At 68.5% G+C, this 24,107-nt stretch carries 22 protein-coding genes; 4 read left to right on the forward strand and 18 right to left on the reverse strand.

Going from position 1 to position 24,107, the window contains the following annotated elements; all coding sequences use genetic code 11:
* Positions 1-153 precede the first annotated feature (153 nt).
* Positions 154-777, forward strand: coding sequence for a type 1 glutamine amidotransferase family protein (locus ACFCV3_RS21470; RefSeq protein ID WP_376032326.1), 624 nt, complete (start codon positions 154-156; stop codon positions 775-777).
* On the opposite strand, the gene ACFCV3_RS21475 is transcribed toward ACFCV3_RS21470, so the two are convergent.
* The 3 genes from ACFCV3_RS21475 to ACFCV3_RS21485 are packed head-to-tail and all read right to left on the reverse strand — an operon-like array spanning position 769 to position 2,962.
* Positions 769-1,677 carry an RluA family pseudouridine synthase gene (locus ACFCV3_RS21475; RefSeq protein ID WP_376032445.1) on the reverse strand — a complete coding sequence of 303 codons (909 nt, stop codon included), beginning with the start codon at positions 1,675-1,677 and terminating at the stop codon, positions 769-771. The two genes, ACFCV3_RS21470 and ACFCV3_RS21475, sit on opposite strands and share 9 nt — an antisense overlap.
* Before the next feature lie 14 nt (positions 1,678-1,691).
* On the reverse strand, positions 1,692-2,534 hold the full coding sequence (gene lspA, locus ACFCV3_RS21480) for a signal peptidase II (protein WP_376032328.1): 843 nt from the start codon (positions 2,532-2,534) through the stop codon (positions 1,692-1,694).
* Positions 2,507-2,962: a TraR/DksA family transcriptional regulator gene (locus tag ACFCV3_RS21485; RefSeq protein ID WP_376032330.1), complete on the reverse strand. Its 456-nt coding sequence runs from the start codon at positions 2,960-2,962 to the stop codon at positions 2,507-2,509. The genes lspA and ACFCV3_RS21485 overlap by 28 nt, the downstream gene beginning before the upstream one ends.
* Between ACFCV3_RS21485 and ACFCV3_RS21490 the strand changes: the two genes are divergently transcribed.
* Both ACFCV3_RS21490 and ileS read left to right on the forward strand, forming a co-directional pair.
* Positions 2,961-3,113, forward strand: coding sequence for a hypothetical protein (locus ACFCV3_RS21490; protein WP_376032331.1), 153 nt, complete (start codon positions 2,961-2,963; stop codon positions 3,111-3,113). The genes ACFCV3_RS21485 and ACFCV3_RS21490 overlap by 2 nt on opposite strands.
* Positions 3,114-3,580: 467 nt before the next feature.
* Positions 3,581-6,733, forward strand: a complete 3,153-nt coding sequence (gene ileS / locus ACFCV3_RS21495) for an isoleucine--tRNA ligase (RefSeq protein WP_376032333.1) — start codon at positions 3,581-3,583, stop codon at positions 6,731-6,733.
* A gap of 692 nt (positions 6,734-7,425) precedes the next feature.
* Here ileS and ACFCV3_RS21500 read toward each other — a convergent pair.
* A complete protein-coding gene (locus tag ACFCV3_RS21500) occupies positions 7,426-7,902 on the reverse strand; it encodes a MarR family winged helix-turn-helix transcriptional regulator (protein ID WP_376032335.1) in 477 nt (158 codons plus the stop codon).
* A 46-nt stretch (positions 7,903-7,948) separates the two neighbouring features.
* On the opposite strand from ACFCV3_RS21500, the gene ACFCV3_RS21505 reads away from it, so the two are divergent.
* A complete protein-coding gene (locus tag ACFCV3_RS21505) occupies positions 7,949-8,410 on the forward strand; it encodes a pyridoxamine 5'-phosphate oxidase family protein (protein WP_376032337.1) in 462 nt (153 codons plus the stop codon).
* Between the two features lie 105 nt (positions 8,411-8,515).
* Here ACFCV3_RS21505 and ACFCV3_RS21510 read toward each other — a convergent pair whose 3' ends face one another.
* The 14 genes from ACFCV3_RS21510 to ACFCV3_RS21575 all read right to left on the reverse strand — a co-directional run bounded on the left by ACFCV3_RS21510 (position 8,516) and on the right by ACFCV3_RS21575 (position 24,087).
* The gene (locus ACFCV3_RS21510; protein ID WP_132416021.1) at positions 8,516-9,286 is read right to left on the reverse strand and encodes a DivIVA domain-containing protein; all 771 of its coding nucleotides are present in this window, start codon (positions 9,284-9,286) and stop codon (positions 8,516-8,518) included.
* A gap of 193 nt (positions 9,287-9,479) precedes the next feature.
* On the reverse strand, positions 9,480-9,785 hold the full coding sequence (locus tag ACFCV3_RS21515; RefSeq protein ID WP_376032340.1) for a YggT family protein: 306 nt from the start codon (positions 9,783-9,785) through the stop codon (positions 9,480-9,482).
* A 39-nt stretch (positions 9,786-9,824) separates the two neighbouring features.
* A complete protein-coding gene (locus ACFCV3_RS21520; protein WP_376032342.1) occupies positions 9,825-10,385 on the reverse strand; it encodes a cell division protein SepF in 561 nt (186 codons plus the stop codon).
* 71 nt (positions 10,386-10,456) lie between these two features.
* Complete coding sequence (locus ACFCV3_RS21525) at positions 10,457-11,167, reverse strand: YggS family pyridoxal phosphate-dependent enzyme (RefSeq protein WP_376032344.1); 711 nt, start codon at positions 11,165-11,167, stop codon at positions 10,457-10,459.
* Positions 11,164-11,901 (reverse strand): polyphenol oxidase family protein, encoded by a 738-nt coding sequence (locus ACFCV3_RS21530; protein WP_376032346.1) that lies wholly within the window; start codon positions 11,899-11,901, stop codon positions 11,164-11,166. The genes ACFCV3_RS21525 and ACFCV3_RS21530 overlap by 4 nt, the downstream gene beginning before the upstream one ends.
* Before the next feature lie 507 nt (positions 11,902-12,408).
* Positions 12,409-13,905: a cell division protein FtsZ gene (gene ftsZ / locus ACFCV3_RS21535; protein ID WP_376032348.1), complete on the reverse strand. Its 1,497-nt coding sequence runs from the start codon at positions 13,903-13,905 to the stop codon at positions 12,409-12,411.
* Positions 13,906-14,056: 151 nt separating this feature from the next.
* A complete protein-coding gene (locus tag ACFCV3_RS21540; RefSeq protein WP_376032350.1) occupies positions 14,057-14,797 on the reverse strand; it encodes a cell division protein FtsQ/DivIB in 741 nt (246 codons plus the stop codon).
* A gap of 33 nt (positions 14,798-14,830) precedes the next feature.
* Positions 14,831-16,291: a UDP-N-acetylmuramate--L-alanine ligase gene (murC, locus tag ACFCV3_RS21545; RefSeq protein ID WP_376032352.1), complete on the reverse strand. Its 1,461-nt coding sequence runs from the start codon at positions 16,289-16,291 to the stop codon at positions 14,831-14,833.
* Complete coding sequence (gene murG, locus ACFCV3_RS21550; protein WP_376032354.1) at positions 16,288-17,376, reverse strand: undecaprenyldiphospho-muramoylpentapeptide beta-N-acetylglucosaminyltransferase; 1,089 nt, start codon at positions 17,374-17,376, stop codon at positions 16,288-16,290. The genes murC and murG overlap by 4 nt, the downstream gene beginning before the upstream one ends.
* A 28-nt stretch (positions 17,377-17,404) precedes the next feature.
* Positions 17,405-18,652 (reverse strand): putative lipid II flippase FtsW, encoded by a 1,248-nt coding sequence (gene ftsW / locus ACFCV3_RS21555; protein WP_376032356.1) that lies wholly within the window; start codon positions 18,650-18,652, stop codon positions 17,405-17,407.
* Positions 18,653-18,666: 14 nt separating this feature from the next.
* The gene (murD, locus tag ACFCV3_RS21560; protein WP_376032358.1) at positions 18,667-20,103 is read right to left on the reverse strand and encodes a UDP-N-acetylmuramoyl-L-alanine--D-glutamate ligase; all 1,437 of its coding nucleotides are present in this window, start codon (positions 20,101-20,103) and stop codon (positions 18,667-18,669) included.
* A complete protein-coding gene (mraY, locus tag ACFCV3_RS21565; RefSeq protein WP_376032447.1) occupies positions 20,100-21,143 on the reverse strand; it encodes a phospho-N-acetylmuramoyl-pentapeptide-transferase in 1,044 nt (347 codons plus the stop codon). The genes murD and mraY overlap by 4 nt, the downstream gene beginning before the upstream one ends.
* Positions 21,144-21,172: 29 nt before the next feature.
* A complete protein-coding gene (gene murF, locus ACFCV3_RS21570) occupies positions 21,173-22,567 on the reverse strand; it encodes a UDP-N-acetylmuramoyl-tripeptide--D-alanyl-D-alanine ligase (RefSeq protein ID WP_376032360.1) in 1,395 nt (464 codons plus the stop codon).
* Positions 22,564-24,087, reverse strand: a complete 1,524-nt coding sequence (locus tag ACFCV3_RS21575; RefSeq protein WP_376032362.1) for a UDP-N-acetylmuramoyl-L-alanyl-D-glutamate--2,6-diaminopimelate ligase — start codon at positions 24,085-24,087, stop codon at positions 22,564-22,566. The genes murF and ACFCV3_RS21575 overlap by 4 nt, the downstream gene beginning before the upstream one ends.
* Positions 24,088-24,107 lie beyond the last annotated feature (20 nt).

The following is a 24,107-nucleotide window of genomic DNA, read 5'->3' on the forward strand; positions in this document are numbered from 1 at the left end:
GCGCGGACCTCCCAGGGCGTGAGTGAGCGGGACCGGTACAGAGTATGCGGGCCCACGGACAGTTCTGAACCGGCGCTCCGGCCAGGACGCAGACGCCCGCTATCCGGTCGTTCCACTCTTGACATCATGTTGTCATTGCGACATGATGTTGTCATGACCGAGAACAGCGCCATCACCGTCCACGTCGCCGTCTACGACACCTACTCCGACTGGGAAGCCGGCTTCGCCACCGCCGCCATCAACCGCCCGGACTGGCAGCGCAAGCCAGGCCGGTACGTCGTTCGCACGGTCGGCGCGAGCCTCGATCCGATCCGGACCAGCGGGGGCATGCGGGTCCTGCCGGACGTGACGCTCGACGAGCTCACCCCCGCCGAGAGCGCGATGCTGATCCTGCCGGGCAACGACCTGTTCCCGACCCCGGCGTACCAGCCGTTCGTCGCGAAGGCCCGCGAGTTCCTGGCGGCCGACGTACCGGTGGCTGCCATTTGCGGCGCGACCGGCGCGCTCGCGATGGCCGGGCTGCTGGACGACCGGCCGCACACCAGCAACGCTCTCGAGTTCCTGCAGAGCCTCGGGTACGGCGGCGCTGCCCACTACCGCGATGAGCTCGCGGTGACCGACGGTGCGCTGATCACCGGGAAGGCGCAGGCACCGGTCGAGTTCGCCAGGGAGATCCTGGCGAAGCTCGAGGTGTACGAGCCCGCCGTACTCGACTCCTGGTACAAGCTGTACGGCTCGAAGGACCCGGCCGGGTTCTACGAGCTGATGTCAGTGTGAGTCGGCGAGTTTGTCGAGGGCCTGGTCCAGGTCCTCGGGGTACTGCGAGGTGAACTCGACGTACTCCCCGCTGCCCGGGTGGTCGAAGCCGAGGCGCATGGCGTGCAGCCACTGGCGCTTCAGCTCGAGCTTCTCGGCCAGCACCGGGTCCGCGCCGTACGTGAGGTCGCCGCAGCACGGGTGACCGATCGCAGACATGTGGACGCGGATCTGGTGCGTGCGGCCGGTCTCGAGGGTGATCTCCAGCAGGGTCGCGTACCGGAACGCCTCGAGCGTCTCGTAGTGCGTGATGCTGGGCTTGCCGCCCGCGATGACACCGAACTTGTAGTCGTGGTGCGGGTGGCGGTCGATCGGGGCGTCCACGGTGCCGGTGAACGGGTCGGGGTGACCCTGGACCAGCGCGTGGTAGATCTTCTTGACCGTGCGCTCCTTGAAGGCGCGCTTGAGGACGGTGTACGCGTACTCCGTCTTCGCGACGACCATCAGGCCGGAGGTGCCGACGTCGAGCCGGTGCACGATCCCCTTGCGCTCGGCGGCACCGCTGGTGGAGATGTTGAAACCCGCGCCGGCCAGGTGACCGATCACGGTCGGGCCGGTCCAGCCCGGGGACGGGTGCGCGGCGACACCGACCGGTTTGTCGACCACGACGATCTCTTCGTCGTCGTGCACGATCCGCAGGTTGTCGACGGTCTCCGGTACGACGGTCACCTCGGCCGGCGGGGGCGGCAGCTCGACATCGAGCATCACGCCGGCGGTCACCCGGGAGGACTTGAGCGCGGTCGAGCCGTCCATCTGGACCAGGCCGGCCTCGATCATCTCGGCGGCCTTGGTGCGGGAGACGCCGAACAGCCGGGACAGCGCGGCGTCGAGCCGCTCACCGGCCAGCCCGTCCGGGACCATCAGGGTGCGGGAGCTCACTTGCGCTGCTCCTTCGTGCCGTCGAGGCGGATGCCGCGCAGGGTCTGGATCACCAGCAGGATCGCGGCCGAGGTGACGGCCATGTCCGCGACGTTGAAGATCGCCCAGTGCGGCGTCTGCAGGAAGTCGATGACATGTCCGTGGAACGGCGACGGCGGGCGGAAGATCCGGTCCGTGATGTTGCCGACCGCGCCGCCGAACAGCAGCCCGAAGGCGACCGCCCACCCGGCCGAGCCGAGCTTGCGGGACAGGTAGACGACCCCGATCGCAACGGCGATCTGGATCACGCTGATCACCGGCGTGTACCCGGCACCGAGGCTGAACGCGGCGCCCGAGTTCCGGATCAGGTTGAACTTCAGCAGGCTGCCGATCACGTTCACCGGCTCCCCCGGCGTCAGATGCGCCAGCGCCAGAGCCTTCGTCAGCTGGTCGAGCCCGAGGATCACAATGCCGGCCACCGCGAACAGTGCGACCCACTTCCACGACCGCCCGGCCTCGTCGCCTCCGGCGACCTCGGCCCCAGGAAGAGCAGGAGTGGAATCAGAGCCTGCTCCCTCCCCCAAGGTGGCGGTGGGAGGCGCATCCTCCGAGGTGGCGGTGGCGGGCGCATCCCCCGGGGTGGAAGCGGCGGGAGCGTCCCCCGAAGCGGTGACAGCCGCCGACCCGGTCGGGGACGCGGCAGATCCGGCCGACTCTGCCGGGGACGCGGCGGGCGCACTCCCCGAGGTGGCGGGGGACGAGGGGGAACCGGCCGACTGGGCGTCGGCCGGCTCCGGTGTTGCGTCGTCCGAGGACGTGGGGGCGTCGTCGTTCAGCGACGTTCTTCGCGTTCTTTGCATGAGACGCACAGTGTCGCACGGGGGAATGCCTGGAGCCGACCCTTGCCGATGGGCTTGCCACAGGACTCGCAGACGCCATAGGTGCCGTCCTCGATCCGGGACAGGGCGCGCTCGTCCTGGTCGAGCATGTCGCGGGCGTTGTTGGCCAGGGACATCTCGTGGTCGCGCTCGAGCGTCGTGGAACCGACGTCGGCCTGGTCGTTGCCGGCGCCGTCACCGCCGTCGCGGAGCAGCCCGACGATCTCCTTCTCGGCGCTCTTGATCTCGTCGCGGAGGTGCAGCACATCGGCCTCCAGCTCGGCGCGGAGCTCGGCCAGCTCGGCCGCGGTCCACGGGGTCTCGCCGTCCTTCACCGCGAGGGTGTCGGCCTTGTGCACCGGGGACTTGGCCGGCGCTGTCGCCGGTGTCCGGTTCTCGTTCGTCTTCATGGCCACCCTCTTCTTCGCCGGTGCCTTACGGGTCGTCTTCGTTGACTCGCTGGTTCCCGAGGCACTCTTCTTGGCCGCGGTCTTGCGTACGGGGGCGGACTTCCTGGGAGCCGTAGCCATGGGCAGCTACCCCCTCTTCGTCGGAGACTGAAGCGGACTGGTCGCCAGACAGTAGGCCAGCTCGCCGAGCCTGGCCAGTCCGACGCGCAGACCGTGGACATACGGTAGTCGCTTCTTCAAGTTCACTCGATGTTCCGCGCGTCACAGCCGCATCTCAGCCGCTACCCACGGTGACATTTGTGTGAACATCACGCAGCATTCTCACGGCTGTACCCCACAACAGCCAGTCATTAACGATTCGTAGTTGCCCGGTACGACGCCGTACACTGACAACCGCGAGCAGCAAGGCAGTGATGGGGCCATCACCCCGGAGCCGCCGGAAGAACGGTCCGTGGCGACCTATTAGAACCGGCAGCGGCGCGCGAAGGAAGTGGGTGACTCCCCGGGTTTGTCCCTGAGGAGCCGCCAAGGAGGGTGGTACCGCGCGGTGCCCGGCCGATCCGGCCCAGGGCATTCCGTCCCTCGTCGAGCAGTCAACGGCGACGAAGGAACGGAACAATGGCGGCAGAGAACCCCGGAACCGGCTGGCGGCAGGTCCCGGCCAAGGTCGACTTCCCCGCGCTGGAGCGCGAGGTGCTCACCCACTGGGACGAGCACAACACGTTCGCCAAGAGCCTCGAGCAGTCCGCCGGCGGCACGCCGTGGACGTTCTTCGAGGGTCCCCCGACCGCGAACGGGATGCCCGGTACGCACCACATCGAGGCGCGCGTCTTCAAGGACGTCTTCCCGCGCTACCGGACCATGAAGGGCTTCTCGGTCGAGCGCAAGGCCGGCTGGGACTGCCACGGCCTGCCGGTCGAGGTCGCGGTCGAGAAGGAGCTCGGCTTCAACGGCAAGAACGACATCGAGGCCTACGGGATCGCCGAGTTCAACGCCAAGTGCCGTGAGTCCGTGCTGCGGCACGTCGACGCCTTCGCCGAGCTGACCACCCGGATGGGCTACTGGGTCGACATGGACCACCCGTACCGGACGATGGACCCGGAGTACGTGCAGTCCGTCTGGTGGTCGCTCAAGCAGATCCACGACAAGGGTCTGCTGGTCGAGGACTACCGGATCACGCCGTACTGCCCGCGCTGTGGCACCGGCCTGTCCGACCACGAGCTCGCCCAGGGCTACGAGACGGTCGTCGACCCCTCGGTCTACGTCCGCTTCCCGCTCACCTCCGGGCCCCTGGCCGGTACGGCGTCGCTCCTGGTCTGGACGACCACCCCGTGGACGCTGGTGTCCAACACCGCCGTCGCCGTGCACCCCGACGTCCAGTACGTCGTCGCCACCGACGGCACCGAGTCACTCGTGGTGGCCGAGCCGCTGCTGGACCGCCTCGGCGAGGGCTGGACCGTGACCGGGCAGTACGTCGGCCGTGACATGGAGCGGTGGAACTACCAGCGGCCGTTCGAGCTGGTGGAATTCCCCGAGCCGGCCCACTACGTCGTACTGGCTGAGTATGTGACCACTGAGGACGGCACCGGTCTGGTGCACCAGTCCCCCGCGTTCGGTGCGGACGACCTCATCGTTTGCCGTGCGTACGGCCTGCCGGTCGTGAATCCGGTCGAGGCCGACGGAACGTTCGCCGCGGACATCCCGCTGGTGGGCGGCCAGTTCTTCAAGAAGGCCGACGCGGATCTGGTCAAGGACCTCGAGGCCCGCGGTGCGCTGTTCAAACACGTCCCGTACGAGCACCCTTATCCGCACTGCTGGCGCTGCCACACACCGGTCATGTACTACGCGCTGCCCTCCTGGTACATCCGCACGACCCAGGTGAAGGACGCGCTGCTCCGGGAGAACGAGAAGACCAACTGGTTCCCGGAGTCGGTCAAGTGGGGCCGGTACGGCGACTGGCTGCGGAACAACATCGACTGGGCCGTCTCGCGCTCCCGCTACTGGGGTACGCCGCTGCCGATCTGGCGGTGCGAGGAGGACCACCAGGTCTGCGTCGGATCGCTGGCCGAGCTCGGCGAGCTGGCCGGGCAGGACCTGAGCGCCACCGACCCGCACCGGCCGTACGTCGACGACATCACCTTCGCCTGCCCGACCTGCGGCGGTGAGTCGCACCGGGTCGCCGAGGTGATCGACGCCTGGTACGACTCGGGTGCGATGCCGTTCGCGCAGTGGGGCTACCCGTGGGCGGACGGTTCGAAGGAGAAGTTCGAGAAGGCCTACCCGGCCGACTTCATCTCCGAGGCGATCGACCAGACCCGCGGCTGGTTCTACACGCTGATGGCGATCGGCACGCTGGTGTTCGACGAGTCGTCGTACCGCAACGTCGTCTGCCTCGGGCACATCATGGCCGAGGACGGCCGGAAGATGTCCAAGCACCTCGGCAACATCCTGGAGCCGATCCCGCTGATGGACGACCACAGCGCGGACGCGGTGCGCTGGTTCATGGCCGCTTCCGGGTCGCCGTGGAAGGCGCGCGGGATCGGGCCGAACGTGCTGAACGAGATCGTCCGGAAGGTGCTGCTGACCTACTGGAACACGGTCGCGTTCCATTCCCTGTACGCACGGCTGGCCGGCTGGTCGCCGTCCGATGTGCCTCCGGTTGCGGAGCGCTCGGTGCTGGACCGCTGGCTGGTGAGCGAGACGCATCGGCTGGTCCGGGATACCGATGAGGCCTATGCGGCGTATGACACGCAGAAGCTCGGTCTGCTGATCAACTCGTTCGTCGACACGCTGTCGAACTGGTACGTCCGGCGGTCCCGGCGGCGGTTCTGGGCCGGTGACGCCGGCGCGCTGGCGACGCTGCACGAGACGCTCGATGTGCTGACGCGGGTGATGGCGCCGCTGACGCCGTTCGTGACTGAGCGGGTCTGGCAGGACGTGTTCCGGCCGGTCACGCCCGGGTTAACGGAGTCCGTGCACCTGTCGCAGTTCCCGACGTACGACGGGTCGCTGATCGACGACGTACTGGCGCAGCACGTGTCGATGGCCAAGCGGGTCGTCGAGCTCGGCCGGTCGGCGCGGGCGGAGGCCAAGGTCCGGACGCGGCAGCCGCTGTCCCGGGCGCTGGTCGGGTCGGCCGCGATCGCGGATCTGTCGGCTGAGCTGCTGCAGGAGATCGCCGACGAGCTGAACGTCGGCTCGGTCGAGCCGCTGTCGTCGGCAGGTGCGGACCTGGTCGAGTTCTCCGCGAAGGGTAACTTCCGCGAGCTCGGCAAGCGGTTCGCCAAGCAGACCCCGGTGGTCGCGGCCGAGATCGCCGCGGCCGATGCCGCCGTACTTGCTGCGTCGTTGAAGGCGTCGGGTACGGCGACGGTCGTGGTGGACGGGGCTGAGGTCGAGGTGACCGAGGCCGACGTGTTGCTGTCCGAGCGGCCGAAGGAAGGCTGGTCGGTGGTGAACGAGCAGGGCGAGACCGTTGCTCTCGACCTCGAGATCACCCCCGAGCTCAAGCAGGCCGGTCTCGCCCGCGAGGTCGTCCGGACGTTGCAGGAGGCCCGCAAGTCCGCCGGCCTCGAGGTCGCCGACCGTATCAAGGTCTGGCTCACCACAACGGACGCCGAGCTGGCCGATGCCCTCGGCAAGCACGGCGAGGACCTAGCTCGCGAGGTCCTGGCCGTCGAACTAACCCACTCGGCCCCCGCCGAGTCGGCATCCCTTGCCACCGGCACCGAAGAAGACCTCAACCTCACCTACTGGCTCACCAAGGCCTAACCCGCCACCCGCCAGCCCCGCCAACGTCCGAAGAACCCGCAGGCCCCGTCTCCGGATCTTCGGACGTCAGGCGGCTGAGGTTGCGGTAGCCGGCACCGTTGGCGCCATGCATGAAAGAAGTACCGGCTGAGCGCGCGATCGACAGCACGCATGTGCGGCGAGCGGGCGGGTCAGCCGCCAGCGGGCCTCTTCCTGCACCGCAACCGAAGCCCGGCAACCCCAAGCAACGTGAAGCCGCGGTCACCGACGTCGCCATCCACCTCAGCCACCGCGGCGACCAGCCATGCTGTCTTTCGAATCGGCCGGACGCGGCGATCAACCACAGCGCACGTCCCCGGCCGAGAACTTTTCGGACCCGAGCCCACTCGACCGCCAAGACGGCCGACAAAACCAGAGGGCGCGCCACCGCCGATGGCTGGGCCGGATGGCGAGGTCGGTGACCGCGGTTTCACGTTGTCTGGGGCTGACGGGCTGGGGCTGAGGTGCGCGAGGCTCGAGATCTGCGCTATCCGATGGATTTTGGGGACTCGGTGACGAAAATCCCTCGGATAACGCGCCGGCCAGCCCGGGGAGACGCGAGATCGAGGGGCCGCAGCCACTTGGGCACCCACCAACCATCTGACTGAACCGTGCTCCACGTCGTGCCAGCTCGTGGCATGACTGGGGGCAATCGGGCATATCGGGCGTGGTGGTTAGCGGGGTGGGCGGATGGTTCGGGTGCGGAGGGCGGGGGTGGCGTTCAGGTGGGTGAGGGTGTCTAGGAGGAGTTGGCGGGCGGCTTCGACTCGGTTGTTGCCTAGGGCGTTGCGGAGTTCGGCGTCGAGGGCGGCTCGGTGGTTGCGGGCAGCCGTGATGACTGCTTGGCCGCGGTCCGCCAACAGGACTTGCTTGGCGCGGGCGTCGGCGGGGTCGGTACGGCGGGTGACGTAGCCCCGGCGCTGGAGGTCGGCGACTGTTTTGGAGGCGGCTTGCTGGGTTACGCCTAGGCGCTCGGCGAGGGTGGTGATGGTGACGGGGCCGGCGATCAGGTGCTGGAAGACGACGCCGTCGGCGAAGCGGGAGTCTGCGAAGCCGTCGGTGGACAGGCGGCGCTGGAGTTCGTCGGCGAGGGCCCAGCCGGTGAAGAGTGCGGCGAGGGACAGGTCGGCGGCGGCCGGATCGAACTCCATGGGCGTGAATATACAACCCCGGTTGTGTATCGGGTAATCTACAACCATGGTTGTGCAAAAGGAGTTCATCGAGCGGGCGCACCGGATCGTCTGGTGCACGGTGGCGACGGTGGGGCCGGACAACCGGCCGCGGAGCCGGATCCTGCACCCGATCTGGGAGATCGGTGCGGACGGGGCGCTGGCCGGGTGGATCGTCACCCGGGCGACACCGGTGAAGGTGCGGCACCTTGCGTACAGCAACTACTTGAGCTGTAGCTACTGGGAGCCCGGCCACGAAGTGGCGGTCGCGGACTGCCAGGCCGGTTGGATCGACGATACGGCGACCCGGCAGCGGGTCTGGGAGCTGTACGCCGCTGCTCCGGCGCCGCTCGGCTACGACTTCTGGAGTGTGTTCCCCGAAGGACCGGCTGGGGAATCACCCTCGCTACTGCGGCTGACGCCGTACCGGCTGAGGCTCTTCGATGTGGAGACCCTCACCGGTCGCAAGCGACCGCCCGCGTGGCCCTGACTCTGTGTGACATTCAAACGACTGTCAGTCAAAAGTACCCGGACACGCCGAAGAGGCGGTGCTGCCGGAAAGCACCGCCCCTTCACAGGTTCAGACGTTACAAACTCAGACTCCGTGCCCGCCGTGCGCCTGCGCACGGGCCTCGGGACGGAATCCGTTCCGCGGGCTCAGCGTGTCGTCGCCGTTGCCCAGTGCCTTGAGCTGCTCGGTGAAGTACGTCTTCAGCCGGCTGCGGTACTCGCGCTCGTAGGCGTGCAGGTCGTCGATGGTGCGCTCGAGCTGACCCTTCTGCTTCTCCAGGGTGCCCAGCATCTGGGCGCGGCGCTCGGCGATCTCGCCGTCCAGCTTCTCGGCGCGGGCACGGGCCTCGCCGGTCATCCGGTCGGCCTTGCCACGCGCCTCGTTCTCCAGGCGCTCGGCCTTGGCGCGGGCCTCGCCGATGATCTTGTCGGCGGTGTCCTTCGCCTCCTGGACCAGGTCGTCGGAGTGCTTGGTCGCCATCTCCAGCAGCCGCACCGCGGAGCTGGACGCGTCGCCGACGGTCCCTGCTGCCGCAGCAGCCCCCGCGGCCGCTACCGCGGGCACCACGACAGGCGGCTTCTCCTCGATGATGGGCTTCTCGACCACCACCGGGGGCTTCGGCTGCTGCACGACCGGCGGCAGCGCGGCGGTCTGGTCGACCGGCCGCTCCTGGCCGGCGCCAGCGCGCTGGGCGGCCGCGAGCTTGGCCCGCAGCTCCTCGTTCTCGGCGAGGAGGCGCTCGAGCTCTGCCTCCACCTCGTCGAGGAAGGAGTCGACCTCTGTGACGTCGTAGCCCTCCCGTAGTCGGACGGGCGTGAACTGCTTCGAGCGGACGTCATCCGGCGTCAGCGGCATCTTTCACCTCGTTTGTCTGTGTCTTGGCGGAGTCCCCGTGGCCTACACCTCGGCGACTCAGTAGATCACGTTATCGCTTCGTTGTGTTGTGACGGAATCCGGGCGGGCGACAACGGTCCACGACTTCGGTTTCTCCGAGACTCTACCTACCCCGTCCCAACCGTCCCAGTCGTCGAAAACGGTGTCCGGTGACTCACAGCGAATTCAGCGCCGTGTTGTTGATCGACATCGCCACGGAGACGATGACGAACAGCATCAGCATGGACAGGTCGATCCGGATCCCACCGGCCCCGATCGGGGGCAGGATCCGCCGCAGCGGACGCAAGGCCGGGTCGGTGACGGAGTAGATGGCCTCGAAGAGGAGCAGCAACGGCCCCTTCGGGTGCCATTGCGGCGCGAACATGACGATCAGCCCCAGCACGAAACGCGCCACCAGCACAAGGAAGAAGGCGAGCAGGAGGAAGCCGATCACTTGGAGGACGATCACAAGGGCAACCATGGTGTGAACGAGTGTAGAAGACGGCGGAAGCAACCGCGGTCAGCTCTGGTTGTAGAACCCGTCCGCGGCGATCTTCTCCTTCTCCTCCGCGGCGACCGTCACGTTCGGCGGGCAGACCAGGAACACCTTGGTGGTGATCCGCTCGATGGAGCCGCGGCAGCAGAAGATCAGGCCGGCCGCGAAGTCGACCAGCCGCTTGGCGTCGGCGTGGTCCATCTCGGTCAGGTTCATGATGACGGGCGTGCCGTCACGGAAGTGCTCACCGATCACGCGCGCCTCGTTGTAGCTGCGCGGGTGCACGGTGGTGATGCGGGCCAACTCGGTAACCTCCGGGGACGGTGCGACACCACGTCGTTCTGGGAACTTGCTGACCGTACCGCCCGGCTCGTCGCGCCCCTGGTGGTGCTCGGGGCGGGCCTCCGTCCGCTCGCGGCTCTCCCGGCCGGCCGGAACCGGCTCGGTCTCGTGGGAGTCCCCGTCGACGGCTTCGTCGTCGTACTCCTCGTACTCGTCGTAGTCGTCGTCGTACCGCGCGTTGTAGCGCTCTCCGTCCTCGACCAAGCCGAGGTACACACCCATCTTGCGCAGCGCGCCGCTCATGGCCCTCCAGCCCCTCGATCCGGTCTCGACGACAACAGTGAGCAGGAAACAAAACCTGCTCGATGTCGACACTAACCGAGTGAAGGACGCGTACCGAGTAAGGCGCGCCCGAGCCGGACATGTGTCGCTCCGTGCCGGATCGCGGCCTCGAGGTCGCCGGTCATCCCGGCCGAGATCCAGGTGGCCGCGGCGTGTTCGGAGCGTAGCCGGGCCGCGACTTCCTGCAGGCCCGCGAACGCCTGGTCCGGATCCGATCCGAGCGGTGCGACCGCCATCACCCCGCCCAGCTCCAGACCGTCCGCGGCCGCAACCTCGGCAGCCAACTCCAGTACGTCGGCCGGCGCGACGCCACCGCGGTCCGCACCGGTCGCAGCTTCATCCGGCCCGTACGACGCGAGGCTCACCTGCAGGAGGCAGCGCAGCGTCTTCTCCTCGGCCACCGCTGCCTTCGACAGCGCGGCGACCAGGGATGCACGGTCGACCGAATGCACGACCGAAGCGTGCCGGGCCACCGACCGGGCCTTCTTCGACTGCAACTGGCCGACGAAGTGCCAGGTGAGGTCCGGGCACTCCGGCGCCTTCACCTTGAGCTCCTGCTCGCGGTTCTCGCCGACGTCCATGACCCCGAGGGCCGCCAGCGCCGCCACATCGCTGACTGGGAAGGTTTTGGTGATCGCGACGAGGGTGACCTCCTCCGGGTCTCTCCCGGCCGCCACACAGGCCTTCTCGATCCGCTCCTGTGCCAGTCGCAGATTGTCGCGAAGCTCTTGCTCTCGGCTCATACCAGTTTCACCAGGCCGGCCAGCCGGCCGCTCTGCTTGCCTTCGCGGCGGTACGAGTAGAGGTTCTCCGACTCCATCGTGCAGCCGCGCGCGTCCTCGATCACCTCGACGCCGAGCTCGGTCAGCTGCGCCTTCACCCCGGCCCCGACATCGAGAGCCGGTGTCCCCCAACTGGTTTCGGAGTACGACGCCGGCACCCGCTCGGCCACCTCGGCCCGCATCTCGGCCGGAACCTCGTAACACTTCCCACACGCATTCGGCCCGAGTACGGCGGTGATCCGGTCCGCACCGAGCGCCCGCATCGCCTCCACGGTCGCGGGGGCAACACCGACGTACATGCCTGGCCGTCCGGAGTGCGCGGCGCCGATGATCCCGTTCTCGCTGTCGACCAGCAGCACGGGCAGACAGTCGGCCGCCCGCACACACAACACGATGTCGGTCCGGGTCGTCACCAGCGCATCCACTCGCGGCACCGGGGACAGCGGAATCGGGTCACCCGGCCGGACCACATGCACGTCCCGGCCATGGACCTGACTCACGCGGACGACGTACTCGGGAGCAACGCCGAAGGCCGCACCCACCCGACGGAAGTTCTCACCGATCCGCCGGGCATCCTCCCCCAGCTCCCCCGCCCCACCAAGATTCAGCTCCCCGTACGGCGCCTCACTCACCCCACCGAACCGGTCGGTCACAGCAAACCGCGCCGACCCATGTACCGCGTCATAGCTGAACACCCCAAAAGGCTACCCAGCCAACCCCCGCCACACGTCCCACACCGCGAGCCACGTCCGTCACACCCCAGCCACCAGTCGTGGCCGGAGACAAGAACCGGTGGGTGGAGACAAGGCATTACCTGTCCCCGCCCACCAGCACCTGTCCCCCGCCACCAATTGGGCGCCCAGCCATCAGTTCGGGGTCCGGCCACAGCCCCCGCCATCCCCCGGGCCAGAACGCGGGGGTTGGCACAGGAACTGGTGGGCTGAGACAGGGCATTACCTGTCTGAGCCCCCGGCCGGGTGTTGGAGGCCACGAGTTGTGGCACACCGCGGAAGACGGAGATCGGCGGGGCGGACGCGGGGGCGAACTGATGGGCTGGGGCACGAAACGGTGGGCTGGGGCACGAAACGGTGGGCTGGGGCACGAAACGGTGGGCGGAGACAAGAAACGGTGGGCGGAGACAAGAAACGGTGGGCTGGGACAGGGTTGCCTGTGCCAGCCCACCGGGGTGGTTCTGCGGGGGGTTACTTGAGGAAGTCGGGGATGTCCAGGTCGTCCTCGGCGGGCTCGGGCTTGCGGACCGGGCGCGGCGGGGTGGTCGGAGCCGACTGGGCCGGCGGAGTGGCTGGTCCGGATCCGTTGCCGGAAGTGCTGGGGCCGTTGGTGGGCCAGCCGCTCTGGGTGGGCGACGTCGGCTGCACGGTGCGGACCGGGTCACCGGTCTGCGGGCGCGCCGAGTGTGTGGTGCCCTGGCCGGGGCGGCCTTCGTTCTGCGTCGGGACCGGGACGGTGTCGTCGGTCGGCGACGTGGGGAACGGGGACGCGGCAGGCTGGTTCACCGGAGCCGACTGCGGTGCCGGCTGCTGGGCAGGCGGCTGCTGCTGCACGGGCTGAGCAGCGGGCGGCGTGGCCGGAGCGGACATCTGCTCCGAGTACGACGACTGCTGCGGCTGTGCAGGCTGAGTCTGGGCCGGTGGCTGCTGGGCCGGCGGCTGCTGCTGGGCCGGCGGCGGGGTCGCGGGGCGGCTGGTCTGCTGGCGGGCCTGGCTGGTCGCCTGCTCGCGGCGCTTCGGCATCCCGCCGTCGAACCCGGCCGCGATCACCGTCACCCGCACCTCGTCGCCGAGGGCGTCGTCGATGACCGCACCGAAGATGATGTTGGCGTCGGTGTGCGCCGACTCCGAGACCAGCTGAGCCGCCTCGTTGATCTCGAACAGGCCCAGGTCGGACCCACCCGCGATCGACAGCAGCACGCCGTGCGCCCCCTCGATGCTTGCCTCAAGCAACGGAGACGAGATGGCCGCCTCGGCCGCCGCGACCGCGCGGTCCTCACCGCGCGACGAGCCGATCCCCATCAGCGCGGAGCCGGCGTTCGACATGACGGCCTTGACGTCGGCGAAGTCGACGTTGATCAGGCCGGGGGTGGTGATCAGGTCGGTGATACCGGAGACACCCTGCAGCAGCACCTGGTCGGCCTGCTTGAAGGCGTCCAGCACCGACACGGCCCGGTCGGAGATCGTGAGCAGCCGGTCGTTCGGGATCACGATCAGGGTGTCGACCTCTTCGCGGAGGGCGGCGATACCGTCCTCGGCCTGGGTCGCCCGGCGCTTGCCCTCGAACGAGAACGGCCGGGTCACCACACCGATCGTCAGCGCCCCGAGGGAGCGCGCGATCCGCGAGACCACAGGTGCGCCGCCGGTGCCGGTCCCACCACCCTCACCGGCGGTGACGAAGACCATGTCGGCGCCCTTGAGCGCCTCCTCGATCTCCTCGGCGTGGTCCTCCGCGGCCTTCTGCCCGATCGCCGGGTTCGCCCCGGCGCCGAGGCCGCGGGTCTCCTCCCGGCCGATGTCGAGCTTGACGTCCGCGTCGCTCATCAACAGCGCTTGCGCGTCGGTGTTGATGGCGATGAACTCAACGCCCTTCAGGCCGTGCTCGATCATCCGGTTGACGGCGTTCACGCCGCCTCCGCCGATACCGACGACCTTGATGAGTGCCAGGTAGTTCTGCGGTGCCGCCACAGTCCGCGCCTCTCGCCTCGTTCTGTTCCCGTTGTCCAGCGAAAAGACTGAACCTCAACTGAATACTTAGACTTATGTCAACTTTAGATTACGTCGCACCGTACGGGACCCTTGACAGCAAAGTCCACGCGCCTCGCCGTGGTGAGACGCCTCAGCGCTTTTCGCCTTTGGTGACTGGGAGATCGGGCGCCGAGACGTCATACACGACCGCTTTGCGTTTCATCAGCACACTGAGTACTTCGGCCTTGCGCGCACTGTCATCGGAGCTGCCCCAGACCACCTTCACACCACCTGCGAGATTCAGTGTGATCGAGTCCGGCGACGCCGCCGAGATCGACCCCACCTGAGCTCGCAGCACCTCCGGCAGCGCCGCCGAAACCGTCACCACCGAACGAATCGTTTGTTCACGCCGCGGTCCGGTCACCTTGGCCTCCGGCAACCCGGTCGGCCGGGAAGCCAGGGTCTTGAACGACGTACCGGTCGCATCCACCAACTCGTACCGTGCACCGTCGGTGACGACGACCACCGGCACGCGCTCGGTGATCACGATCACCACCTTGTTCGGCCAGGCCCGCGTCACCTGTGCGTCCGCCACTGCCGGGATGGACCGCACCCGGTCGGCAATCGCCCCGAGGTCGACCTTCGCCAGCGGTGTGCCCTGCGGTGCGGCGGCGGCCTGTTCGATCGTTGCCACCGGCACCGTGTCGGCACCGCTCACCCGGACACCGTCGACGGCGAACGCGGAAGAGAAGTAGAACAACCAGACGACCAGCGCACCGAGCAGAACCACCCCGCCGCCGATCGCCCACGGCAACCAGCTGCGCCAGCGCACCAGCCGTTGCCGGCGCGCGAACCGCTGCTGAGCCCGAGCCAGATCAGCGCTCTGACTCATGCGGCGACCCCACGTTCAGCAAACCCCACACAATTACTTCAGCACAGGGTCAGCAGAGACCGGCGCAGACTCGCGGAGGGCGGCCCGTTCGGCCAGCAGATCAACGACTTCCGGACCGATCAGCGACACATCGCCCGCGCCCATCGTGACCACCAGGTCACCTTGTACGGCGAGATCTGCCAGCAACTGCGGTACGGCGGACCAGGACGGCTCGAACCGCACCTGCTCCGGCTTCAGCGGCACGTGGTTGGCCAGCAGGGCGCCCGTGATGCCGGGCTCGGGGTCCTCGCGGGCCGCGAACACATCCATCACCACGACCTCGTCGGCCAGTGCCAGCGCCTCCGAGAACTCGGCCGCGAAGATCCGCGTCCGGCTGAAGAGGTGCGGCTGGAAGCACGCGATCACGCGCCCCTCCCCCGCGACCTGCCGGGCCGCCTTCAGGTCGACGGTCACCTCGGTCGGGTGGTGGGCGTAGGAGTCGAAGACGCGGACGCCGTCCTCGAGCCCCTTGAACTCGAACCGCCGCCCGGTCCCGGTGAAGGACGCGAGCCCCTCGGCCAGGTCGGCGGCGGAGAACCCGAGCCCGAGCCCGACCGTCAGCGCCGCCGAGGCGTTCAGCACGTTGTGCTTGCCCGCCTGCTGGAGGTGCACGATCGGCAGTCGCCGCCCGCGGTAGATCGGCACGAACGACTGCGTCGCCCCGGCCGCGGTGAGCTCGGTCACCTGGAGATCGACATCGCCGGACTCGCCGTACGTCCGGACGTCGACACCCCGCTCGCGTGCGTACGCCGTCAGCCGGCGGGCGCCCTCGTCGTCATGACAGATCACCATGAAACCACCGGGGAGCACGCGGGCGGTGAAATCCTCGAACGCCTGCCGGTAGTTGGCCTCGGTGCCGTAGTTGTCCAGGTGGTCGGGCTCGACCGATGTGACGATCGACACCTCGGGCGCATAGGTCAGGAACGACTTGTCCGACTCGTCGGCCTCGGCGACGAACAGATCACCGGTGCCGTCGTGCGCGTTGGAACCCGACTCGTTCAGATTGCCGCCGATCGCGTACGACGGGTCGACAGCGCAGTGCTGCAACGCGACGGTCAGCATCGACGTGGTGGTCGTCTTGCCGTGCGTGCCGGCGACCGCGATCGTGCGCCGGCCGACCATCACCGAAGCCAGCGCAGCAGCCCGCGGCAGGATCGGAATCCCAGCGGCCCGCGCAGCGACGACCTCAGGGTTGGTCTCGCGAATCGCGGTCGAGACCACGACGGTGTCGGCGTCGGCGACATGTTCTGCAGCGTGGCCGACCCAGCAGGTCGCGCCGAGCGCGCGCAGGGCGGCCAGCACCTTGCCGTCCTTGGCGTCCGAACCGGACACCTCGATCCCTCGCGACGCCATGATCCGGGCAATCCCGGACATCCCGGCGCCGCCGATTCCCACGAAGTGCACCCGGCCCAGCTTCTCAGCCGGCAACAGAGTGTCAGGAGCGGTGACGATCACGAAGCAGACCTCACCACATCGAGGATGATCCGCGCCAATCGGTCGTCGGCGTCCGTCCGGATAACGCCCGTCGCTGCTGTGGACATGGCTGTCAGACGCGCGGAGTCGTGCAGAAGTTGCGGCACCGTCGCGCGCACCCAGTCGGCCGTCACCTCGGCGTTGTCGACGAGCAGGCCGCCGCCCGCATCCACGACAGGATTGGCGTTCTGGCGCTGCTCACCGTTACCGTGCGGCAACGGAACGTAGATGGCGGGCAGGCCGACACCGGAGACCTCGGTCACCGTGTTCGCCCCCGAGCGGCACACGACCAGGTCGGCCGCGGCATACGCGAGATCCATCCGGTCGACGTACGACATCACCCGGTACGGCGCTGGGCCGGTCTGCGCGACCTCCAGCGAGTTCTTCGGGCCGATCACGTGCAGAACCTGAACGCCGGCCGCCTGCAGGTCCGCGGCGGCACCGGCGAACGCGTTGTTCAGCTGCTGCGCCCCCTGCGAACCGCCGGTCACGAGCAGCGTCGGCAGCTCCGGACTCAGTCCGAAGAACGCCTGCGCCTCCGCGCGGACCGCAGCCCGGTCGAGGGTCGAAATCGCCCGGCGGATCGGCAGGCCGACGTACTGGGCGTGGGGCAGGTCGGAGCCGGGGAACGACGTGATGACGTGCTGGGTGCAGTACTTGGCGGCGAACTTGTTCGCGATGCCGGGCACGGCGTTGCCCTCGTGCACCACGATCGGCGTCTTGCGGCGCCAGGCGGCGACGTAGGCCGGGGTGGAGACGTAGCCGCCGAAGCCGACCAGGACGTCGGCCTTGGCCTCGTCGAGGGCCTTCCGGGCGGCCGCGACCGAGGCCAGCATCTTCCCCGGGACGGCGAGCAGGGCGGGGGTGGGCTTGCGCGGCAGCGGAACCGGCGGGATCAGCTCCAGCCGGTAGCCGGCCTCGGGGACGACCCGGGTCTCGATCCCCCGCTCGGTGCCGAGGGCGAGGATCTCGATGGTCGGGTCGATCCGGCGCAGCGCGTCGGCGGTGGCGATCAGGGGGGAGGTGTGGCCGGCGGTACCGCCACCGGCCAGGACGATGCTGGGCACAGCTTTCAACGCTCCTGCAGCTCTGTAGTTAGCGCGTACGGCGTGAAGGCAGCCACCCGAACCGCGACCGTCTCGTCTCCTTGAGAGCGGCCTGCGCACCGGGTTCGACCTTCGCGAAGGACAGCAGCATGCCGATCGCGATCAGCGTCGGCAGCAGTGCGGAACCACCGTACGACAAAAGCGGGAGCGGAATCCCCACGATCGGTAGCAGTCCGATCACGGCGCCGAGGTTGACCAGCGTCTGGGCCATGATCCAGACGGTGATTCCGGCGGCCGCATAGCGGACGAACGGTTCGGTGTTCCGGGTCGCGATCCGGCACCCGGCGTAGGCCAGGGTGAGGAACAGGGCGAGCACGGTGAGTGACCCGAACAGGCCGAGCTCCTCACCGATCACCGAGAAGATGAAGTCGGTGTGTGCCTCCGGCAGGTTGCCCCACTTCTGCCGGCTGTTCCCGATCCCGACGCCCCACCAGCCGCCGGTCGAGAGGGCGTAGAACGAGTGGTACGCCTGCCAGCCGATCGCGGTCGGGTCGGCGAACGGGTTCATGAACGACGTGACCCGGTCCATCCGGTGGCTGGCGGTGGTGACGAAGTACGACGCGATCGCGCCGACCACCACGATCGTCGCGACGAACAGGCGGGTCGGCGCACCGACCACCCAGATCATCCCGATCATGATCGCCATCAGCACCAGCGACGTGCCGAGGTCGTGCTGGCCGACGACCAGCGCGATGATCAGTCCGCAGACCGGAACCATCGGCACCAGCAGGTGCTTCCACTGGGTCAGCAGCTTCTGCTTGCGGGCATAGAGATCCGCACACCACATCACCAGCGCGAGCTTGGCGAACTCACTCGGCTGGATCTGCAGCGGACCACCCAGCGTCAGCCAGTTGTTGTTGCCCTTGACACCCTTGCCCAGACCCGGCACATAGGTGAGCACCAGCAGGATGACGGCACCGAGCAGCGCAATGTAGGCCAGCATCCGGAAATGCCGCGGCGTCATCCGGGAGGCGACGTACGCCATCGGAAGACCGACCCCGACCCAGATCAGCTGACGGACGAAGATCGTGTAGCTGTTCCCGTTAGCGTTCAGCGACAGCACGCTGGAGGCCGACAGCACCATCAGCAGCCCGAGCACCAGCAGCAGACCGGTGGCACCGAGCAGGATGTGGTACGACGTGAGCGGCCGATCCAGCACCTCGCGGATCGCCGCGATCCAGGGGCGTTCCGGCGTACGGGTCTTGCGGTCGTCCGGGGGGTCAGCGATCGACGTCACGCGATCACCCCGGTTCAGTCCGCGAGAACGCGTACGGCTTCGGCGAAAGCGTCCCCACGGGCTCCGTAGTTGGCGAATATGTCCCAGGATGCGCAGCCCGGCGCCAGCAGCACGGTGTCACCCACCTGTGCGACCTTCGCCGCTTCCCCCACCACGATCTCCATAGCTCCAGTGTCCGTTGACTCGACGACGATCCTCGGGACATCCGGAGCGTGTCGCTCAAGTGCTTCCGCGATGACCGCCTTATCCTCGCCCAGCAGGACTACGGCCCGGAGCCGGTCCTTCGCCGCGATCACCAACTCGTCGAACGTCGCACCCTTGGCCTGTCCCCCGGCGATCCACACGACGTGCTCGTAGGCGAGCAACGACGCCTGGGCCGCATGCGGGTTGGTGGCCTTGGAGTCGTCGACATAGTTGACCCCGGCAACCTCTGCGACGTGGGCGATCCGGTGCTTGTCCGGCCGGAATCCGCGCAGCCCGTCCCGGACGGCAGCAGCCGGTACGCCGAAGGCCCGGGCCAGCGCGGCCGCGGCCAGCGCGTTCGCCACGTTGTGGGGTGCCGGCGGGTTGACGTCCTCGAGCTTGGCCAGCTCCAGCGCGGAGGTCTGCCGCTGCTCCACGAACGCCCGGTCGACCAGCAGGTCCTCGACCAGGCCGACCATCGACAGGCCCGGCGTACCGAGGGTGAAGCCGATCGCGCGGCAGCCTTCGATCACGTCGGCCTCGGCGACCAGGTTCTCGGTGACCGGGTCGGCGACGTTGTACACGCACGCGACCTGGCAGTTCTCGTAGATCTTGCCCTTGTCCGCCGCATAGGCATCCATCGATCCGTGCCAGTCGATGTGGTCCGGCGCCAGATTCAGTACGGCGGCCGAGTGCGCGGACAAGGAGTGCGTGAAGTGCAGCTGGTAGCTGGACAGCTCGACCGCGATCACGTCGTACGGCTCGGGGTCCATGACGGCTTCCAGTAGCGGCAACCCAACGTTGCCAGCGGCAACTGCCCGGTGCCCGGCGGCGGTCAGGATCGCGGTCAGCATCTGCACGGTCGTGGTCTTGCCGTTGGTGCCGGTGACACACAACCAGGGGGCGGCGTTGGCGGGATCGCGCAGGCGCCAGGCCAGCTCGATCTCACTCCAGATCGGGATCTCCCGGTCGGCGGCCTGGGCCAGCAACGGCGCCGACGGCGGTACGCCGGGTGACGTCACCACGATGTCGACGTCCTGCGGGAGTGTCGCCGTACTGCCTTCGCCGAGGGTGATCGTCGCGCCGAGCACCTCGAGGATCTGCGCCTTGTCGCGCAGCGCCTCGTTGTCGCGGTCGTCCAGCACGATCACGTGCTCGGCGCCGGCCTGCAACAACGAGTCGGCGCAGGCGTAGCCCGCCGTACCGAAGCCGAGGACGACGAAGCGCGTGGTGGCCCAGCCGTCGTCGGTGCGGGTAGTCAGGCTCATCCGGCCACCCACTCGGCGTAGAACAGGCCGAGGCCGATCACCGTGCACAGACCCTGGATGATCCAGAACCGGATCACCACGTTGATCTGCTCCCACCCGAGCATCTCGAAGTGGTGGTGCAGCGGGGTCATCAGGAAGAGCCGTTTACCGGTACCGGTCGTGGCTTTGGTGAACTTGAAGATGCTGACCTGCAGGATCACCGAGGCGGTGATCATTACGAACAGGCCGCCGAGGAGCAGCACCAGCAGCTCGGTCCGGGTCATCACCGCGAGGCCGGCCATCGCGCCGCCGAGGGACAGGGAACCCGTGTCGCCCATGAAGATCTTGGCCGGAGATGCGTTCCACCACAGGAAGCCGAACAATGCGCCCGTCAGCGCGGCGGCGACCACCGCCAGGTCGTGCGGATCGCGCACCTCGTAACACTTCGAGCCCGGCGCGGTCGCGCAGCTCTGGTTGAACTGCCAGATGCAGATCAGCGTGTACGCGCCGAACACCATCATCGACGCACCGGCCGACAGCCCGTCCAGACCGTCGGCCAGGTTGACGGCGTTCGACATGCCGTTGATCAGCAGCAGGAGCCAGACCACGACCAGGACCGGCAGCAGATGCAGCCAGTTGATATCGCGGATGAACGAGATGAACGGCGATGCCGGGGTCTGCCCGCGCGCGTCCGGGAACTGCAGTGCGAGGATCGCGAACGTCACCGCGACGATCGTCTGGCCGGCCAGCTTCGCCTTGCTCCGCAAGCCCAGGCTGCGCTGCCGGAAGATCTTGATGAAGTCGTCCACGAACCCGACGGCGCCGCACCCCGCGAGCAGGAACAGCACCAGCAGCGCCGAAGCGGTCGGCTCGGTCATCGTGAACAGCTTCGCCGCGAAGTACCCGACGATGGTCGCGATGATGAAGACCAGGCCGCCCATCGTCGGCGTACCGCGCTTGGTCGCGTGCGACGTCGGGCCGTCGGTCCGGATCTCCTGGCCGTAACCGCGCTTGGCCAGGAGCGCGATCGCCCACCGGGTACCGATCAGCGTCAGCACCATCGAGACAGCGCCACCGAACAGGATCGAGATCACTGCACGCCCTCCTCGATCAGCGCGGTCGCCAGTTTGTCGAGTCCGACGTACCGGGATGCTTTCACCAGCACCACATCACCCTGCTGCAGTTCCTTGCCCAGCAGCCCGAGTGCTTCGTCCATAGTGTCGACGTAGGCGGACTCGTTCCCCCACGATCCTTCCAGCGACGCGCCGAGGTGGATCGGGCGGGCCTCCGCGCCGACCACGAGCAGCCGTTGCACATCCAGCCGGACAGCCAGGCGGCCGATCCCGTCGTGTTCCTCGGTGTGGCTGTCCCCCAGCTCGCCCATCGGGCCGAGCACGGCCCAGGTCCGGGCGCCGCGGGCGCGGCCGATCGCGACCAGCGCCTTGAGCGCGGCGCGCATCGACTCGGGGTTGGCGTTGTAGGCGTCGTTGATGATCGTGACGCCGTCCGGGCGCTCGGTCACCTCCATCCGCCACTTCGAGGCCGCGGTCGCCGCGCTGAGCCCCTCGGCGATCTGCGCCGGCGTCAGGCCAACAGCCTGTACGGCGGCCGCCGCGGCGAGCGCGTTCGCAACTTGGTGCTCCCCGATGACCTGGAGCTGCACGGCGTGCGACTCACCCCCGATCTGCAGGGTGAAGGACGGCCGCCCGAGCGGGTCGAGCTCGATGTCGGTGGCCCGTACGTCCGCGCCGGGCGCCTCACCCCAGGTGACGACGTTCTGCTCGGTCCGGCCGGCCATCGCGGCCACCCGCGGGTCGTCGGCGTTCAGGATGGCGGTTCCGCCTGGCTGCACGGCCTCGACCAGCTCACCCTTGGCGGCTGCGATCGCGTCCTGGCTGCCGAACTCACCGATGTGCGAGTGGCCGACGTTCAGGACGAGCCCGACCTTGGGCGGCGTGATCCGGCAGAGGTAGGTGATGTCGCCGACGTGCCGGGCGCCCATCTCCGCTATGAGGAAGCGGGTCTCGCGGTCGGCCTTCAGAGCCGTCCGCGGGTGGCCGATCTCGTTGTTCTGCGAACCGATCGCGGCCACCGTCGGGCCGTACGGCGCGAGCAGCTGGGCGATCAGGTCCTTGGTGCTGGTCTTACCGGACGAACCGGTCAGGCCGATGATCGTCAGATCCGGCAGGCGGCTGATCACCAGCGCCGCCAGGTCGCCGAGAGCCTGCTGGGCGTCGGCAACCACGATGCACGGGCAGCCGTCGATGGGGCGGGTCGTGAGGGAGACGGTGACACCGGCCTCGGTGACCGCGGCCACGAAGTCGTGGCCGTCGGCACGTTCCCCCGGGAGGGCCACGAACAGTCCGCCCGGGACGGCCTCACGGGAGTCGGTCACCACGGCGCCGTCGACGACGGCTGCGGGGTCCACCCCCGCCAGCTCGCCGTTGACCGCCGCGGCGATCTCCTCGCACCTGACCCCTATCACTGCACAGCCTCCAACAGCTCACGCACGGTTTCGCGGTCGTCGAACGGGTGGATCACACCGCCGACGTCCTGGCCTGTCTCATGCCCCTTGCCCAGTACGACGACTGTGTCGCCCGGACCGGCCAGCTCGATCGCGGTGCCGATCGCCTGCCGACGGTCGCCGATCTCGTGCAGGTCGACGGCCGGAACCGCCTCCCGTGCTCCTGCGATCGCAGCGGCCCGGATATTGGCCGGGTCCTCACTGCGTGGGTTGTCGTCAGTGACGATCACGACATCCGCCGTACGGGCTGCTGCTGCTCCCATGGCAGGCCGCTTGCCGGGGTCGCGGTCGCCACCGCAGCCCACGACTGCGAACAGCCGGCCCTTGGTCGCACCGCGCGCCGCCTGCAGCGCCAGCGCGACCGCATCCGGAGTGTGTGCGTAGTCGACGATCACGGCGACACCGTCCTGCCGGACGAACCGCTCCATCCGCCCTGGTACGGCGGCGCCGCGCAGCCCGGCGGCAATCGCCTCCGCGGGGACGCCGACCTGCCGCAGCATCACCACGGCTAGCAGGGCGTTCGCCACGTTGAAGTCGCCCGGCAGCGAGATCTCCACGGTCAGCGTCTCGCCGGGGCCCTGGATGTCGATGACGGTGGTGCCGTGGTCGGACAGGTGGCGATCAGCGACCGTCCAATCAGCCTCACCCGTCGTGGAGACGGTCAGGAGCGGTACGACGGTCTGCGCGGCCAGGCGGCGGCCGTACTCGTCGTCGATGTTCACCACTGCCAGATCACACCGCTCAGGAGTGAACAGCGACGCCTTGGCGGCGAAGTACTCCTCGAACGTCTTGTGGAAGTCCAGGTGGTCCTGCGTGAGGTTGGTGAACCCTGCGACCGCGTACCGCGCGCCGTCCACCCGCCCCATGGCCAGGGCGTGACTGGAGACCTCCATCGAGCACCACTGCACGGACTGCTCACGCATGACGGCGAAGAGCGCCTGCAGGTCGGTGGCTTCCGGAGTCGTCCGCACGCTCTTCACGACCTCGTCACCGATGCGGGTCTGAATCGTGCCAATCATTCCGGCCGGGCCGAGGCGCCGCAGGACCGAGTCGAGCAGGAAGCTGGTGGTGGTCTTGCCGTTCGTCCCGGTGATCCCGAGCAGCCGCATCTGGCTGGTCGGCTCACCGTAGACGTGCGCAGCGACCGCACCGAGCACTTCGCGGGGCTTGTCGACGACGAGCACGGGCAGACCGGTCTCCCGAGCGCGGTCCGCACCGGCCGGGTCGGTCAGTACGGCGGCCGCACCCGCCTCGACCGCTTTGGCCGCGAACGCAGCCCCGTGCGTGTTCGCACCGGGCAGGGCGGCGTACAGGTCGCCGGGGAGGACGGAACGGGAGTCGAGGGTGACTCCGGTGATCTCGACCGGCCGGTCAGGGGCAGCTGCCCCGACGCGGAACGCCAGGTCGGAGAGGGCTACCGGCACCACGTGCCGGGGTCTGATCGCTGCTACGGCACCGCCTGCGGCGGTAGGGGTGGACACGGGCCCAGAGGCTACCGCTC

Origin of the sequence: Kribbella sp. NPDC056345, assembly GCF_042262745.1 — a bacterium.
GTDB lineage: Bacteria > Actinomycetota > Actinomycetes > Propionibacteriales > Kribbellaceae > Kribbella.

Coding starts and splice junctions, on each gene's coding strand:
- ACFCV3_RS21485 (WP_376032330.1), bottom strand. CDS start 2,962: ATGAAGACGAACGAGAACCGGACACCGGCGACAGCGCCGGCCAAGTCC.
- ACFCV3_RS21500 (WP_376032335.1), bottom strand. CDS start 7,902: ATGGAGTTCGATCCGGCCGCCGCCGACCTGTCCCTCGCCGCACTCTTC.
- ACFCV3_RS21505 (WP_376032337.1), top strand. CDS start 7,949: ATGGTTGTGCAAAAGGAGTTCATCGAGCGGGCGCACCGGATCGTCTGG.
- ACFCV3_RS21475 (WP_376032445.1), bottom strand. CDS start 1,677: ATGGTCCCGGACGGGCTGGCCGGTGAGCGGCTCGACGCCGCGCTGTCC.
- mraY (WP_376032447.1), bottom strand. CDS start 21,143: ATGGTGCTGACGCTGATCGGTACCCGGTGGGCGATCGCGCTCCTGGCC.
- murD (WP_376032358.1), bottom strand. CDS start 20,103: ATGAGCCTGACTACCCGCACCGACGACGGCTGGGCCACCACGCGCTTC.
- ACFCV3_RS21470 (WP_376032326.1), top strand. CDS start 154: ATGACCGAGAACAGCGCCATCACCGTCCACGTCGCCGTCTACGACACC.
- ACFCV3_RS21510 (WP_132416021.1), bottom strand. CDS start 9,286: ATGCCGCTGACGCCGGATGACGTCCGCTCGAAGCAGTTCACGCCCGTC.
- ileS (WP_376032333.1), top strand. CDS start 3,581: ATGGCGGCAGAGAACCCCGGAACCGGCTGGCGGCAGGTCCCGGCCAAG.
- ACFCV3_RS21490 (WP_376032331.1), top strand. CDS start 2,961: ATGGCCACCCTCTTCTTCGCCGGTGCCTTACGGGTCGTCTTCGTTGAC.
- ACFCV3_RS21515 (WP_376032340.1), bottom strand. CDS start 9,785: ATGGTTGCCCTTGTGATCGTCCTCCAAGTGATCGGCTTCCTCCTGCTC.
- ACFCV3_RS21520 (WP_376032342.1), bottom strand. CDS start 10,385: ATGAGCGGCGCGCTGCGCAAGATGGGTGTGTACCTCGGCTTGGTCGAG.
- ACFCV3_RS21540 (WP_376032350.1), bottom strand. CDS start 14,797: ATGAGTCAGAGCGCTGATCTGGCTCGGGCTCAGCAGCGGTTCGCGCGC.
- ACFCV3_RS21525 (WP_376032344.1), bottom strand. CDS start 11,167: ATGAGCCGAGAGCAAGAGCTTCGCGACAATCTGCGACTGGCACAGGAG.
- lspA (WP_376032328.1), bottom strand. CDS start 2,534: ATGCAAAGAACGCGAAGAACGTCGCTGAACGACGACGCCCCCACGTCC.